The organism is Pimelobacter simplex (assembly GCF_900114845.1).
Taxonomy (GTDB): Bacteria; Actinomycetota; Actinomycetes; order Propionibacteriales; family Nocardioidaceae; genus Nocardioides; species Nocardioides simplex.
The window spans coordinates 416,725-431,003 of sequence record NZ_FOUK01000004.1; the positions used below are offsets into that span (position 1 = coordinate 416,725).

The window sequence follows — 14,279 nt, forward strand, 5'->3', positions numbered from 1 at the left end:
GTCCGCGCACCGGCTAGAACGATTGGTACACGCATTACAGGATCAGGTCAAGAGATCCATTCTGCAATGGGCGTTACGAAACTGTGCTGCTCTCGATCATCTCATCCCGGGTCCGCGGGACTGGCACGGCCGTTACAGAAAGTTCTCCGAAGGGTATTGCCGTAAGAAACGTTTCAGCCTACGGTGATCCGGGTCTCGCCATCGTCGAAGGAGTTCCCCGATGAGCAAGCGCATCCGGTTCCGCAACCTGGCGGAGGCCGAGCGACTGGCCAAGCGCCGCCTGCCGCGTGCGGTCTGGCTGGCCGTCAAGGCCGGCAACGAGCAGGGCTGGACGCTGGACGAGAACATCCAGGCGTTCAACGAGCTCGGCTTCTCGCCCACCGTCTTCGACCGCCCGACGAGCATCGACCTGAAGACGTCGCTGCTGGGCCTCGACATCGACTTCCCCGTCGTCATCTCGCCGGTGGGCGCCCAGGCGATCCACCCCGACGGCGAGATCGGCGTCGCCCGGGCCGCCGCCCGGGCCGGGACGGCGGTCGGCCTCAGCTCGTGGGCCTCCGACCCCGTCCAGGAGGTCGCCCGCGCCAACGACAAGACGATCTTCCAGCTCTACTGGGTCGGCACCAAGGCCGAGATCGAGGCCCGCGTCGAGGCGGCCCGCGCCGCCGGCGCGAAGGCGCTCATCGTCACCCTCGACTGGTCGCACACCCCGCGCCGCGACTGGGGCGTCCCGCCGGCTCCGCCGAGCGACATGAAGCTGCGCACCATGGCCGAGCTCGCCCCCGAGGCGCTCTCCCGCCCGCTGTGGTTCGGCAGCTACCTGCGCCGCGGCCGGATCCCCGACCTCAAGGTGCCCAACCTGTTCGAGCTCGACGGCTCGACGCCGTACTTCGGCGCCGCCTGGTCGCGCTTCGAGGAGACCCCCGCTCCCACCTGGGACGACGTCAAGTGGCTCCGCGAGCTGTGGGGCGGACCGTTCATGGTCAAGGGCATCAACACGGTCAAGGACGCCAAGCTCTGCGTCGACCTCGGTGCCGACGCGATCGGCATCTCCAACCACGGCGGCAACAACATCGACGGCAGCCCCTCGCCGCTGCGCTACCTGCCGAGCATCGTCGACGCGGTCGGCGACCAGGTCGAGGTCACCCTCGACGGCGGCATCCGCCGCGGCTCGGACGTCGTCAAGGCGCTCGCGCTCGGTGCCCGTGCGGTCTTCGTCGGCCGGGCCTTCCTCTACGGCCTCGCGGTCAACGGCGAGGACGGCGTCCACGAGGTCCTGCAGATCCTGCGCAGCGGGATCCGCGAGACCATGTTCGGTATCGGGCGCAGCTCGCTCTCGGAGCTGAGCCGCGAGGACCTGATGGTGCTCAACCCGCACTTCTTCGTCCCGCCGGCGAGCTGACCCACCCGGCGACCGCACGGAACGGAGAGAGCAGATGGCACGCATCATCATCGTCGGAGCCGGCAGCGCCGGCTGCGTCGCCGCCGCCCGGCTGAGCGAGGAGCACGAGGTCGTGCTGCTCGAGGCCGGCCCCGACTGGCAGGGCACCGCCACCGGCGCCCGGCTCGCCTCGGCGAACTGGATGGACGCGATGGTCTCGCCCGAGGCCTTCGACCCCGGCCTGACCGCTACCCGGCTCTCCGGCGACGCGCCGCGGCAGTACCACCGCGGCCGCGGCGTCGGCGGCTCGTCGTCGGTCAACGCGATGCTGGCCCTGCCCGGGCTGCCCCGCGACTACGACCGCTGGGCCGAGCACTACGGGCTCGACGACTGGTCGTGGGACGCCGTGGCGCCGACCTTCGAGCGGCTCGCCCGCGACCTGGTCGCCACCCCGGCCGACGACTACACGCCGATGGACCGGGCACTCGTCGACGCCGCCGGCGCGCTCGGCCTGGCGACCGGCGTGAACACGCTGACCCCGGACGACGGCGGCGGCACGCTCTGGCGCAACGCCGACGCGCTCGGGCGCCGCTCCAGCGCCGAGGTCTACCTGCGCCCCGCTCTCGACCGTGGCGCGGTCGAGCTGCGGACCGAGGCCCGCGTCGACCGGCTGCTGCGGGAGGGGGACGCCGTCGTCGGCGTCGTGCTCCTCGACGGCACCCAGCTGCGCGCCGACCAGGTCGTCCTCGCGGCCGGCGCCATCGAGACGCCCGCGATCCTGCTGCGCAGCGGCTGCGACCGGCCCGGCGTCGGCAAGGGCCTGCAGGACCACCCCGCCGCCTCGATCCTGCTCGCGCTGCGCCCCGAGGCCCGCGCGGTCCGGGCCGGGCAGCCGTGCATCAACGCCGTGGTCCGCACGTCGTCCAGCATCGAGGATGGCGACATCCACGTGCTGCCCATGCAGGGCGCGCTCGCGGAGACCTCGCCCGCGCACCACGCCGTGGTGATGGCCGCCGTCATGACGGTGACCTCCACCGGCGAGGTCCGGCTGAACCCCGAGGACCCCACCGGCCCGCCGGTCATCGCCGAGCGGATGCTCACCACCGACCGCGACCGCCAGGTCATGCGCGAGGCGGTCGACGTCGCCCGGCGGCTGCTGGGCACCGCGCCCTTCCAGGAGATCGTCGAGGAGGCGTTCATCGACGCCACCGGCACCCACGTCTCGGCGCTCGACGACCCCGCGACGTACGACGCCTGGCTGACCTCGTCGATCGGCGACTACTTCCACGCCGTCGGCACCGCCCGGATGGGCCGCGCCGACGACCCCGGCGCCGTCGTCGACCAGCGCGGCCGGGTGCACGGCCTGGCCGGCGTCCGGGTGCTCGACTGCTCGGTGATCCCCGAGGTCCCCGCGGCCAACACCCACCTGCCGGTCGTGATGGTGGCCGAGCGGCTCAGCGCCGCCCTGCTCGCCGACCTGGCCCCGAACCCCGCCGACTCCGAAGGAGCCACCGACCGTGTCCACTCTGTCTGAGCCCACCGTGACCGAGCCCGCCGACCAGGCCGCGACCTGGCGGCGCTCCGAGGCCGTCGTCCCGCGCGGCGTCTCGTCGGGCCACCGGGTCGGCTGGAAGCAGGTCTTCGTCCGCACCCAGGGTGCCTACATCTGGGACCAGGAGGGCCGGCAGTACGTCGACTACCTCAACGCCTGGGGCCCGATCGTGCTCGGCCACAGCGACCGCCGGGTCAACGAGGCCGTGCTCACCGCCGCCAACACCTGCGACCTGACCGGCGTCGGCCCCCAGGCCGGCGAGGCCGAGCTGGCCGAGCGGATCTGCGCGGTGATGCCGTCGGCCGACAAGGTCGCCTTCTGCACCTCCGGCACCGACGCCACCATGCACGCCGTGCACGTGGCCCGGGCCGCGACCGGCCGGCTCAAGATCCTCAAGTTCCACGGCTCGTACCACGGCTGGAACGACCACGTCGCCGTCGGCAGCTCGCGCAAGGACCTCACCGAGGGCTCGGCGCTCAACACCCCCAACGGCGGCGGGCTGCACCCGGCCGTGGTCGCCGACGTCGTCGTCGTCGAGTGGAACGACGCCGCGGGCCTGCGTGCCGCCTTCGACCAGCACGGCGCCGAGCTGGCCGCCGCGTTCACCGAGGGCTACGTGCACAGCTTCGGCTGCGTCCCGGCCGCGCCCGGCTTCCTCGAGCTGCTCCGGGAGCTCTGCACCGCGCACGGCGTCGTCATGGTCATGGACGAGGTCAAGACGGGCTTCCGCGCCGCGATCGGCGGCTACCAGTCGATCTGCGGCGTCACGCCCGACCTCACCGCCTTCGGCAAGGCCGTCGCCAACGGCTACTCGCTCGCCGGCCTGGCCGGGATCGACGCGCTGATGGGCCACCTGGGCGCCTACAGCAAGACCGAGGCGACGATCGACGGCACCTACAACGCCTCGCCGTACGCGCTCGCCGCGGCCAACAAGACGATGCAGATCATGGAGAGCGACGACATCTTCACCACGCTCTACGCGCGCGGTGAGCAGATGCGCACCGGCATCGCCGACGCCATCGCCGAGACCGGCGCCCCGGCGACCGTGACCGGCCTCGGCTCGGAGTGGTGCGTCTACTTCCGTCCCGAGCTCCCCACCAACTTCCGCGAGGCGATGCAGTCCGACGCGGAGATGTACGGGCGTTACCACGCCTCGCTGCTCAGCCAGGGCGTCCTCGAGCCGGCCTTCCCCACCGGGGACCGCCGCCTCAACGCGGCCACCACCGAGGCCGACGTCGCCACCACGATCGAGTGCGTCCGGGTCGCACTGCGGGCCGCCGTCTCCTAGCGGCCTCCCGCCCCGGGCGGCGTCCCGCCCGCATCCACCACCACTCCGACCCCACCTCCTCTCACCCTAGGTAGGACCCATGCTTGGTTTCGCGCGCCCTTTTACAGGCCGTAAGGCCCTGGTGGCGGCTGCTGTCGCCCCTCTCGTCCTGACCGCCGCCTGCTCCGGCGGCTCCGACGCCGCGAGCGGGGACGACGACCAGCTCGTCATCGGCTTCGCCCTCAGCCAGAGCGGCAACATGGCGCCGTTCGACGTCGAGCCCGGTAACGCCGCGCTGCTGCGGATCAAGGAGATCAACGACGACGGCGGCATCGACGGCAAGAAGATCAAGGTGATCAGCAAGGACGTCCGCTCCAACCCCGACACCGTCGGCACGGCGGCCACCGAGCTGATCGCCGAGGGCATCGACCTCCTCGTCACCCCCTGCGACTTCGACCTCAGCGCCCCCGGCGCCTCGGTCGCGCAGGCCTCGGAGATCCCGTCGGTCTCGATCTGCGCGGGCGACCCGAAGATGGCCGACACCAAGACGCTCGGCGACTACGTCTTCTCCGCCAACGCGGGCAGCGACGTCGAGGGCTCCTCGGGCGCGGCCTGGGCCTACGAGAAGGGCTGGCGCACGGCGTACGTGCTGCAGGACGAGAGCATCGAGTACACCAAGTCGGCCGGCCGCTACTTCACCGCGAAGTTCGAGGACCTCGGCGGCAAGATCGTCGGCGACGACGCGTTCCCCGGCGGCGACAACGTCAACATCAGCAGCCAGGCGAGCCGGCTCAAGGGCCTCTCGACCCAGCCCGACTTCGTGTACGTCGCCAGCTGGAACCCCGGTGGCGCCACGGCGATCCGCCAGCTCCGCGAGGCCGGCGTGACCGTCCCGATCGTCGGCCCGGCCGCGCTCGACGGCCAGGTGCTGCTCGACGTCGTCGGTGAGAAGGCCAGCGACATCTACTACACCGGCTTCGCCTGCTACGTGTACTGCACCGGCGCCGACTCCGCGGCCGACCTCGACGCCTTCGTCAAGGCCTACCAGGCCGAGTACAAGTCCGAGCCGGCGTCCAGCTACGCACTGCTCGGCTACAACATGGTCACCGCGCTCGCGGATGCCGCGGGCAAGGCGAAGTCCTTCTCCGGCGGCGACCTGAAGGCGGCCCTCGAGGGCGACGGCTCGGTGAAGACGCCGATCGGCGACGTCGCCTACTTCTCGAAGACCTGCCACAAGATCATCGACACGCCGATGACGGTGGTCGAGGTCGCCGACGGTGCGATGACGTTCGCCGGGCAGCAGCGCGTCGACTCCATCCCGGACGTCGGCGACGGCAACTCCTGCGCGTCATGACCACCGCCACCCAGCTCTCCCGTCGGTCATCCGTGCTGCGGATGGCCGACGGGGGGATCCACTTCGACGGCGTCAAGGCCGTCGACGGCGTCTCGATCGAGGTGCGCAGCGGTGAGGTGCTCGGCCTGATCGGGCCGAACGGCTCGGGCAAGACGAGCACGCTCAACCTGCTCAGCGGGATGCTGCGCGCGACGTCCGGGACGATCTGGCTCGACGACATGAACCTCACCCGGCACTCGATGCGGCAGCGCGCCCGCCGGGGCGTCGTCCGGACGTTCCAGAGCGGGCGCGTGTTCGGCCGGCTCACCGTCCGCGAGAACGTCGAGGCCGCCGCGCTCGGCGCCGGCCTCGGGCGGCGCGAGGGGCGCGCTCTCACCGAGGAGATCCTCGAGGAGCTCGCGCTCGACGGCGTCGCCCACGACCGGGCCGAGCAGCTCACCGCGGGCCGGGTCCGCACGACGGCGATCGCCCGCGCGCTCGCCGCCCGGCCGCGCTTCCTGCTCCTCGACGAGCCGGCCGCGGGGCAGAACGAGACCGAGGCGGTCGAGCTCATCACCGCGATCCGCGGCTTCGCGCAGCGGCGCGAGTGCGGCGTCCTGCTCGTCGAGCACGACATGTCCGTGGTGATGGGCACCTGCGACCGGCTGCACGTCCTCGACAGCGGCCGGACCGTCATCGAGGGCGCGCCGGCGGCCGTCCGCTCCGATCCCCAGGTCATCGAGATCTACTTCGGAAAGCGACACTGACATGGTCCTGCGCATCGAGGACGTCCACCTCCAGTACGGCTCGTCCGTTCGTGCCGTCCAGGGCTGCTCGCTCGACGTCGGCGAGGGCGAGCTGGTCTCGCTCATCGGCCAGAACGGCGCCGGAAAGAGCACCCTGGTCAAGGCGATCATGGGCGAGGTGCCCGTGGCGTCCGGCTCGATCACCGTCGACGGGGCGTCGGTGGCGAGCAAGTCCTACTCGACGATCCGGGCCGGCGTCTCGCACGTCCCCGAGAGCCGGGGCATCTTCGCCAGCCTCACCGTCGGCGAGAACCTCCGCCTCGGCGCGGTCACCCGCAAGGACAAGGCGCAGGTGGCCGCCGACATCGAGCGCGAGCTCGAGCGGTTCCCGATCCTGCGCACCTACTGGAACCGCGGCGCCAGCCTGCTCTCCGGTGGGGAGCAGCAGCAGCTCGCGATCGCGCGGGCGCTGCTGCTCAACCCCCGCATCCTCCTGCTCGACGAGCCGACGCTGGGCCTGGCGCCCATCGTCGTCGACCTGATCTTCGACGTCGTCGTCGCGCTGCGCGAGCAGGGCATGACGATCCTGCTCGTCGAGCAGAACGCCGTCCGCTCGCTCGAGGTCTCCGACCGCTCCTACGTGCTCCAGGCACCCGGCAAGGTGCTGGGCAGCGGGACCGCGGCCGAGCTCGGCCGGATGCCGGCCGTCGTGGAGTACCTCGGCTTCTCTCCTGCTGAAGTGGGTGTCACCCGATGATCCTGGAGTTCCTGATCAACGCGGTCGGGCTGGGCGCGCTCTACGCCCTGCTGACGATCGGCGTCGCGCTGCTGTTCGGCGTGCTCGGCCTGATGAACTTCGCGTACGGCGAGCTCATCCTCGCCGGCGCGTTCGCGATGTACCTGTTCCGCGACCAGCCCTGGCCGTTCGCGCTGCTGATGGCGATCGTCTTCGCCGTCGTGGTGGCGCTCGTCAGCGAGCGGCTCGCCTTCCACCCCCTGCGCAACGCCGACCCGGTGACGCTGATGATCGCGTCGTTCGCGGTCAGCCTCGCGCTGCAGAGCCTGGCCCGGATGACCGTGCTGCCCCGCACCCGCGGCGTGCCGCCGGAGCGCTTCCTGTCGCACCGGGTGAGCATCCTCGGCGCCGACGTGAGCGTGCTCGACCTCGTCACCCTGGTGCTGTGCGGCCTGATGCTGCTCGTCGTCGCGTGGCTGATGGGCCGCACCAGCCTGGGCATCCAGCTGCGCGCCGCGGCCGAGGACTTCCGGATGGCGTCCAGCCTCGGCGTCAAGGCCAACCTCGTCATCCCCGCGGCCTTCGTCATCGTCGGCGTGCTGTCGGCGATCGGCGGCGCGGTGCTCGTGGCCCGGCAGGGCTCGGTCGGCGCCGACATGGGCCTGCAGCCGATGCTCATCGGCGTCGTGGGCGCCGTCCTCGGTGGGATGAGCAGCCTCAAGGGCGCCGCACTCGGCGGCTTCCTGCTCGGTGCGGCGACGGCGCTCCTGGAGTCGCTGCTGCCGACCGACCTCATCGCGTTCCGCGACGCGTTCCTCTTCTCGGCGCTCATCGCGGTGCTCGTCGTCCGGCCCCAGGGCCTCCTCTCCGGTGCGAAGGTGCGTGTCTCGTGAAGAACCTGAACCGTCTCCTCGCCGCGGTGCAGACGCCCGCGATCCTCGTCGGCCTCGTCCTGCTCGCCGCTCTCGTCGGCGTGACGGGCGACGTCACGACCGCCCGGGTGGCGACGCTCGCGCTGGTCTCGGTCGTCTTCGTCGTCGGCCTGTCGGTCTTCTCCGGCAACTCCGGCGTGATGTCGTTCGGGCACGTCATGTTCATGGCGGCCGGCGCGTACACGACGGCGTACCTCACGATCCCGGTGCCCCTGAAGAAGACGCTCTTCTCCGATCTGCCCGGCTGGCTGTCGTGGCTGGCCGAGGTGCACAGCAGCTTCCCCGTCGCTCTGCTGGCCGGCGGCCTCGTCGCCGCCGTCGTCGGCCTGGTGACGGCGCCCGTCGTCGCCCGCCTCAGCGGCCTGCAGTCGGGCATCGCGACGCTGGCGATGCTGCTCATCACCTACAACGTCCTCAACAGCTGGACCGAGGTGACCCGCGGCTCGTCGAGCATGATCGGCATCCCCCGCGGGACGACGACCTGGTGGGCGTTCGGCGTCGCCGCGGCCGCCGTCGTCGTGGCCTGGCTGTATCGCTGCTCGCGCAGTGGCCTCCAGCTCCGCGCCTCCCGAGAGGACTTCTGGGCTGCGCAGGCCTCCGGCATCGCCGTCGGCCGCCACCGCGCGACCGCCTGGGTGCTCAGCGCCCTGGTCTGCGGCCTGGCCGGCGCGCTCTACGCCGGCTACCTGACGTCGTTCAACGTCAACGGCTTCTTCCTCACCGCGACCTTCTCGTTCGTCGTGATGATCGTGCTCGGCGGCTACCTCTCGCTCAGCGGCGCCGTCGTCGGCGCCCTGGCCGTGAGCGCGCTCCAGGAGGTCCTGCGACGCTTCCAGGACGGCCAGTTCACGGGCGGCAACGAGCTGCCGGCCGGCGTGGCCGACCTGATCGTGGCGGCGGTGCTGCTCGTGGTCCTGGTGAAGGCGCCGTACGGGCTGATGGGGGTGCGCGAGCTGCGGCTGCCGCGCCTCACGCGCCGCGGCCGGGGCGACGCCGAGCGGTCCGCTGACGCGACGGCGAAGGAGCCGGTCAGCGTCGCCTGAGCCTGCTGAGCCCGCTGAGCGGGAGTCGTGTGCCTGAGAACTCGCCTGGGCGGGTTCTCGGGCACACGACTCTGCTCGCCGGCGACTACTCCGGCGACTCCTCCAGCAGCTCGAGCCGCTTCACCCCCGCCTCGCCGAGCTCGGCCGCGACGGCCGCGACGATGCTCTCGGTGAGCGCCATCGACGCGACGAGCGAGTCGAAGGGGGACGCCGAGTCGACCCGGGTCGGCAGGACGACGCGCGCGATCTTGGCGATCGGCGAGAGCCAGTTGTCGGTCATCAGGCAGACGGTCGCGCCGCGGGCGGCCATCCGCTCGGCGAAGCCGAGGTTCTGCTCGGTGTAGCGGCGGTAGTCGTAGATCACGAAGACCGTGCTCCCCGAGGCGTCCGCGATCGTCGTCCGGCGGTCGAGGTCGTCGTTGCTGACGTGGTGGACGCCGGAGCGGAGCAGCCGCAGGTGGGCGACGAGGTACTCGGAGACCGAGCCGCTGAAGCGGCCGCCGGCCACCCGGACCTCGCGGCCCGGGTCGCACAGCAGCTTGACCAGCTTGGCGAACTCCGACTCCGGGAGCTCGTCGTACGACGCCGAGAGCATCGCCGCGAACGCCTGGTGGGTCTCGGTGAGCACGCCCTCCTCTGAGGGACCGCCCTTCTCGGGGTACTGCTTGAGGGGTGAGCCCAGCTCGCCGTTGAGCTCGTGGACCAGTGCCCGCTGGAAGGCGGGGAAGCCGGGGAAGCCCAGTCGGGTCACGAAGCGGACGACGGTGGGCGGGCTGACCGAGGCCGCCGACGCGAGGTCGACGACGGTGGTCAGGCCGGCCGTGGGGTACTGCGCGAGCAGTGCCCGCCCGACCTTGCGCTCGCTGTTGCTGAGCTCGTCGAGCGTGGCCATGAGCAGCTTGCGCACCGACGCGTGTCCGCCGGGGATGTCAGTCACTGTCCGAACCTAACGCAGCCGCCGGTGTCGGGCCCGATCATCGCCGGATCACCAGACCCGGTCGGTCAGGTCGACCTCGCGCGGGTCCTGCATGTGCGGGTAGGTGTGGGCGACGGCCGGGACGAACGTCTCCTTGATCGAGCGCGGGCTCGTCCAGCGCAGCAGGTTGGTCGCGGCGCCGGCCTTGTCGTTGGTGCCCGAGGCCCGCCCGCCGCCGAACGGCTGCTGGCCGACGACGGCGCCGGTGGGCTTGTCGTTGACGTAGAAGTTGCCGGCCGCGAAGCGCAGCCGCTCCGACAGCCGGTGGACGACGGTCCGGTCGGTGGCGAACACCGCCCCCGTCAGGGCGTACGGCGACGTCGCGTCCACGATGCCGGCGATCGCGTCGAGCGCGCCGGGCAGGCTGTCGTCGTAGACGTGGACGGCGAGGATCGGGCCGAAGTACTCCGTGCTGAACGCGGGGTGCTCGGGGTCGTCGATGCGCAGCACCGTGGGCCGGACGAACCAGCCCTTGCTGTCGTCGTACGTGCCGCCGGCGACGACCTCGACCTTCGGGTCGGCCTGGGCCTCGTCCAGCATGGCGCGGTGCTTCGCGAAGGCGCGCTCGTCGATGACGGCACCGATGAAGTTGCGGTGGTCGCGGACGTCGCCCATCGGCAGTGCGTCGACGATCTCGGCGAGGTCGTCGCGGATCTGCTCCCACAGGCTGGAGGGCAGGTACGCGCGCGACGCGGCCGAGCACTTCTGGCCCTGGTACTCGAAGGCGCCGCGGACCAGCGCGGTGCGCAGCGCGACCGGCTCGGCGCAGGGGGCGGCGAGCACGAAGTCCTTGCCGCCGGTCTCTCCGACGAGCCGCGGGTACGACGCGTAGGTGTCCAGCCGCTGCGCCGTCTCGCGCCACAGGTGCCGGAAGGTCGGGGTCGAGCCGGTGAAGTGGATGCCGGCCAGGTCGGGCTGCTCGAGCACGACCTCGCTGACGGCGAGACCGTCGCCGGTGACCATGTTGATGACGCCCGGCGGGAGGCCCGCCTCGCGGAGCAGCTCCATGGTCAGCGACGCGGCGCGCTGCTGGGTGGGGCTGGGCTTCCAGATCACGGTGTTGCCCATCAGCGCGGGCGCGGTGGGGAGGTTGCCGGCGATGGCGGTGAAGTTGAACGGGGTGATCGCGTAGACGAAGCCCTCGAGCGGGCGGTGGTCCGTGCGGTTCCAGATGCCCGCGCTGTTGGCGACGGGCTGCTCGGCGAGCACCTCGCGGCCGAAGTGCGCGTTGAACCGCCAGAAGTCGATGAGCTCGCAGGCGGCGTCGATCTCGGCCTGGTACGACGTCTTCGACTGCCCGAGCATGGTGGCGGCCACGAGGCGCGCGCGCCAGGGACCGGCGAGCAGGTCCGCGGCCCGGAGGAAGACGGCGGCGCGCTCGTCGTACGGCAGGGCGCGCCAGGCGGGCGCCGCGGCACGCGCGGCGTCGACCGCGGCCTGGGCGTCGGCGGTCGTGGCGTTGCGCAGGGTGCCGAGCAGCAGCTTGTGGTCGTGCGGCGCGCGGACCTCGATCGGCTCGCCCGTGCCGGTGACCGGGTGGCCGCCGATGACGTGGGGGAGCTCCCCCGGAGTGCTCGCCAGCACGGCGAGCGCGTCGTTCAGGGCAGCCCGCTCGGGGCTGCCGGGGGCGTAGTCGAGCACCGGCTCGTTGACGGGTGCCGGCACACGGGTGATCGAGTCCACGGGTTCCTCCTGATTCGTAACAGAGATTTCAGAATAGCCCCTTGCGAACCAAAGTGGAATGAATCATTCTATCCACATGACGACGACCACCGCCGTGTCCAGCGCCCCCGGGACGACGCCGCCGGAGGGCGCCGACCCGGGCTCCACCGCGTCCCACATCGCGCGCACCGAGACGCACGCCGCGCACAACTACCACCCGCTGCCCGTCGTCCTCGCCTCCGGCGAGGGCGCCTGGGTCACCGACGTCGAGGGCAACCGCTACCTCGACTGCCTCGCCGGCTACTCCGCGCTCAACTTCGGCCACGGCCACCCGCGCCTGGTCGCCCGCGCCGCCGCGCAGCTGCAGCGGCTCACGCTGACCAGCCGGGCGTTCTTCAACGACCAGCTCGGCCCGTTCGCGCAGGCCCTCGCCGAGCTCACCGGCAAGGACATGGTGCTGCCGATGAACTCCGGCGCCGAGGCCGTCGAGACCGCCATCAAGGTCAGCCGCAAGTGGGGCTACCAGGTCAAGGGCGTCGCGCCGGGCACGGCGAAGATCATCACGATGCACGGCAACTTCCACGGCCGGACCACCACGATCGTCAGCTTCTCCGACGACGACGAGGCGACCGCCGACTACGGCCCGTTCACGCCGGGCTTCGTCAGCGTCCCCTATGGCGACATCGACGCCGTGGCTGCCGCTATCGACGACTCGACCGTCGCCGTGCTCTTCGAGCCGATCCAGGGCGAGGGCGGGGTCGTCGTCCCCACCGAGGGCTTCCTGCCGGCGCTGCGCGCGCTGTGCACCGAGCGCAACGTGCTCATGGTCGCCGACGAGATCCAGTCCGGTCTCGCCCGGACCGGGCGCACCTTCGCCTGCGACCACGACGACGTCGTCCCGGACGTCTACGTGCTCGGCAAGGCGCTCGGCGGCGGGCTCTACCCGGTCTCCGCGATCGCCGCCGACAGGGACGTGCTGGACGTCGTCCGTCCCGGCACGCACGGCTCGACCTTCGGCGGCAACCCGCTCGCCGCCGCCATCGGCCACGAGGTGGTCCAGCTGCTCGCGACCGGCGAGTTCCAGGAGCGCGCGCAGGTCCTCGGCGCGCGGCTCGAGAAGGGCCTGCGCGAGCTGATCGGGACCGGCCTGGTCGCCGTCCGGGTGCGGGGGCTGTGGGCCGGCGTGGACGTCGACCCGTCCCTGCTCACCGGTCGCCAGGTCTGCGAGGGCCTGATGCGGCACGGCATCCTCGCCAAGGACACGCACGGCTCGACGGTGCGCTTCGCGCCGCCGCTGGTCGCCACCGAGTCCGACATCGACCTCCTCGTCACCACGCTGCGCACCGTGCTGGAGGAAGCGCGCCGATGACCGCCACGCTCGCGGCTCCGGTCCAGGACCGGAACCCGCTCGTCGCCGCGCGCAGCCAGCTCGCCGACGCCATCGCGCTGCTCGACTACGGCCCGGGCATGCTCGACATGCTCGGCACCCCGCGCCGCGAGGTGACCGTCTCGGTGCCCCTCCGCCGCGACGACGGCAGCGTCGAGGTGCTCATCGGGCACCGCGTCCAGCACAACCTGTCCCGCGGCCCGGCCAAGGGCGGCGTCCGGTTCGGCCCCCACGTCTCGCTGGACGAGGTCCGGGCACTGGCGATGTGGATGACCTGGAAGTGCGCGCTGGTCAACATCCCCTACGGCGGCGCGAAGGGCGGCGTCACCCTCGACCCGCGTCAGTACTCGCGCGGCGAGCTGCAGCGCGTGACCCGCCGCTACACCTCCGAGCTGATGCCGCTCCTCGGGCCCACCACCGACATCCCCGCGCCCGACATCGGCACCGACGAGCAGGTCATGTCCTGGATGATGGACACCTACTCCGTCAACCGCGGCCACACCGTGCTCGGCGTCGTCACCGGCAAGCCCGTCGCCCTCGGCGGCTCGCTCGGCCGGGCCAGCGCCACCTCGCGCGGCGTCGTCCACGTGGCGCTCGCGGCGCTCGGCCACCGCGGCATCGCCGTCCGCGGTGCCACGGCCGCGGTCCAGGGCTTCGGCAAGGTCGGCCGCGACGCCGCCCGCCTCCTCGCCGACGCCGGCGTCCGGGTGCTCGCCGTCAGCGACCAGTACGGCGCGGTCCACGACCCCGCCGGGCTCGACGTACCGGCCCTCATGGAGCACGTCGACAGCACCGGCAGCGTGGTCGGCTTCGCCGCCTCCGAGCCGATGGACGCCGGTGACGACCTCCTCTACCTCGACGTCGACCTGCTCGTCCCGGCCGCCGTCGAGGCGGTCATCAACGCCGACAACGCCCACCGGGTGCAGGCCTCCGTCATCGCCGAGGGCGCCAACGGCCCCACCACCCCCGCCGCGGACGAGGTGCTCGCCGAGGCCGGTGTGCTCGTCGTACCGGACATCCTGGCGAACGCCGGCGGCGTGATCGTGTCGTACTTCGAGTGGGTCCAGGCCAACCAGGCCTACTGGTGGAGCGAGGACGACGTCAACGCCCGCCTCGCCGAGCGCATGCAGTCGGCCTGGGAGGGCGTCGTCGCGTACGCCGAGCGGCGCGCCATCTCGCTGCGGCGGGCGGCCACCACGCTCGCGGTCGAGACGGTCGCGAACGCGCACCTGGCGCGGGGGCTCTACCCGTAGCAGGGAATGAT

At 72.0% G+C, this 14,279-nt stretch carries 12 protein-coding genes; 10 read left to right on the forward strand and 2 right to left on the reverse strand.

Features of this window, described 5'->3' with window-relative positions; all coding sequences use genetic code 11:
- Positions 1-220 precede the first annotated feature (220 nt).
- The 8 genes from mftD to BM223_RS18875 all read left to right on the forward strand — a co-directional run bounded on the left by mftD (position 221) and on the right by BM223_RS18875 (position 8,990).
- Positions 221-1,402, forward strand: a complete 1,182-nt coding sequence (gene mftD, locus BM223_RS18840; RefSeq protein ID WP_038675914.1) for a pre-mycofactocin synthase MftD — start codon at positions 221-223, stop codon at positions 1,400-1,402.
- 34 nt (positions 1,403-1,436) lie between these two features.
- A complete protein-coding gene (locus BM223_RS18845; protein ID WP_038675916.1) occupies positions 1,437-2,915 on the forward strand; it encodes a GMC family oxidoreductase in 1,479 nt (492 codons plus the stop codon).
- On the forward strand, positions 2,899-4,221 hold the full coding sequence (locus BM223_RS18850) for an aspartate aminotransferase family protein (RefSeq protein ID WP_200887046.1): 1,323 nt from the start codon (positions 2,899-2,901) through the stop codon (positions 4,219-4,221). The genes BM223_RS18845 and BM223_RS18850 overlap by 17 nt, the downstream gene beginning before the upstream one ends.
- A 121-nt stretch (positions 4,222-4,342) precedes the next feature.
- Positions 4,343-5,554: an ABC transporter substrate-binding protein gene (locus BM223_RS18855; protein WP_200887047.1), complete on the forward strand. Its 1,212-nt coding sequence runs from the start codon at positions 4,343-4,345 to the stop codon at positions 5,552-5,554.
- A complete protein-coding gene (locus BM223_RS18860) occupies positions 5,551-6,300 on the forward strand; it encodes an ABC transporter ATP-binding protein (RefSeq protein WP_052138085.1) in 750 nt (249 codons plus the stop codon). The genes BM223_RS18855 and BM223_RS18860 overlap by 4 nt, the downstream gene beginning before the upstream one ends.
- 1 nt (position 6,301) lies before the next feature.
- Entirely contained in the window at positions 6,302-7,036 is a 735-nt protein-coding gene (locus BM223_RS18865) for an ABC transporter ATP-binding protein (protein ID WP_038675922.1), read from the forward strand.
- Positions 7,033-7,908 carry a branched-chain amino acid ABC transporter permease gene (locus BM223_RS18870; RefSeq protein WP_038675924.1) on the forward strand — a complete coding sequence of 292 codons (876 nt, stop codon included), beginning with the start codon at positions 7,033-7,035 and terminating at the stop codon, positions 7,906-7,908. The genes BM223_RS18865 and BM223_RS18870 overlap by 4 nt, the downstream gene beginning before the upstream one ends.
- Complete coding sequence (locus BM223_RS18875; protein WP_052138086.1) at positions 7,905-8,990, forward strand: branched-chain amino acid ABC transporter permease; 1,086 nt, start codon at positions 7,905-7,907, stop codon at positions 8,988-8,990. Before BM223_RS18870 ends, BM223_RS18875 begins: the two co-directional genes overlap by 4 nt.
- A gap of 85 nt (positions 8,991-9,075) precedes the next feature.
- On the opposite strand, the gene BM223_RS18880 is transcribed toward BM223_RS18875, so the two are convergent.
- The gene (locus tag BM223_RS18880; protein WP_083427857.1) at positions 9,076-9,927 is read right to left on the reverse strand and encodes a MurR/RpiR family transcriptional regulator; all 852 of its coding nucleotides are present in this window, start codon (positions 9,925-9,927) and stop codon (positions 9,076-9,078) included.
- Positions 9,928-9,975: 48 nt separating this feature from the next.
- Entirely contained in the window at positions 9,976-11,649 is a 1,674-nt protein-coding gene (gene pruA / locus BM223_RS18885) for an L-glutamate gamma-semialdehyde dehydrogenase (protein ID WP_052138087.1), read from the reverse strand.
- Between the two features lie 76 nt (positions 11,650-11,725).
- Between pruA and rocD the strand changes: the two genes are divergently transcribed.
- On the forward strand, positions 11,726-12,997 hold the full coding sequence (gene rocD / locus BM223_RS18890) for an ornithine--oxo-acid transaminase (protein ID WP_082003485.1): 1,272 nt from the start codon (positions 11,726-11,728) through the stop codon (positions 12,995-12,997).
- Entirely contained in the window at positions 12,994-14,268 is a 1,275-nt protein-coding gene (locus BM223_RS18895) for a Glu/Leu/Phe/Val family dehydrogenase (RefSeq protein ID WP_038675926.1), read from the forward strand. The genes rocD and BM223_RS18895 overlap by 4 nt, the downstream gene beginning before the upstream one ends.
- Positions 14,269-14,279: the final 11 nt, after the last annotated feature.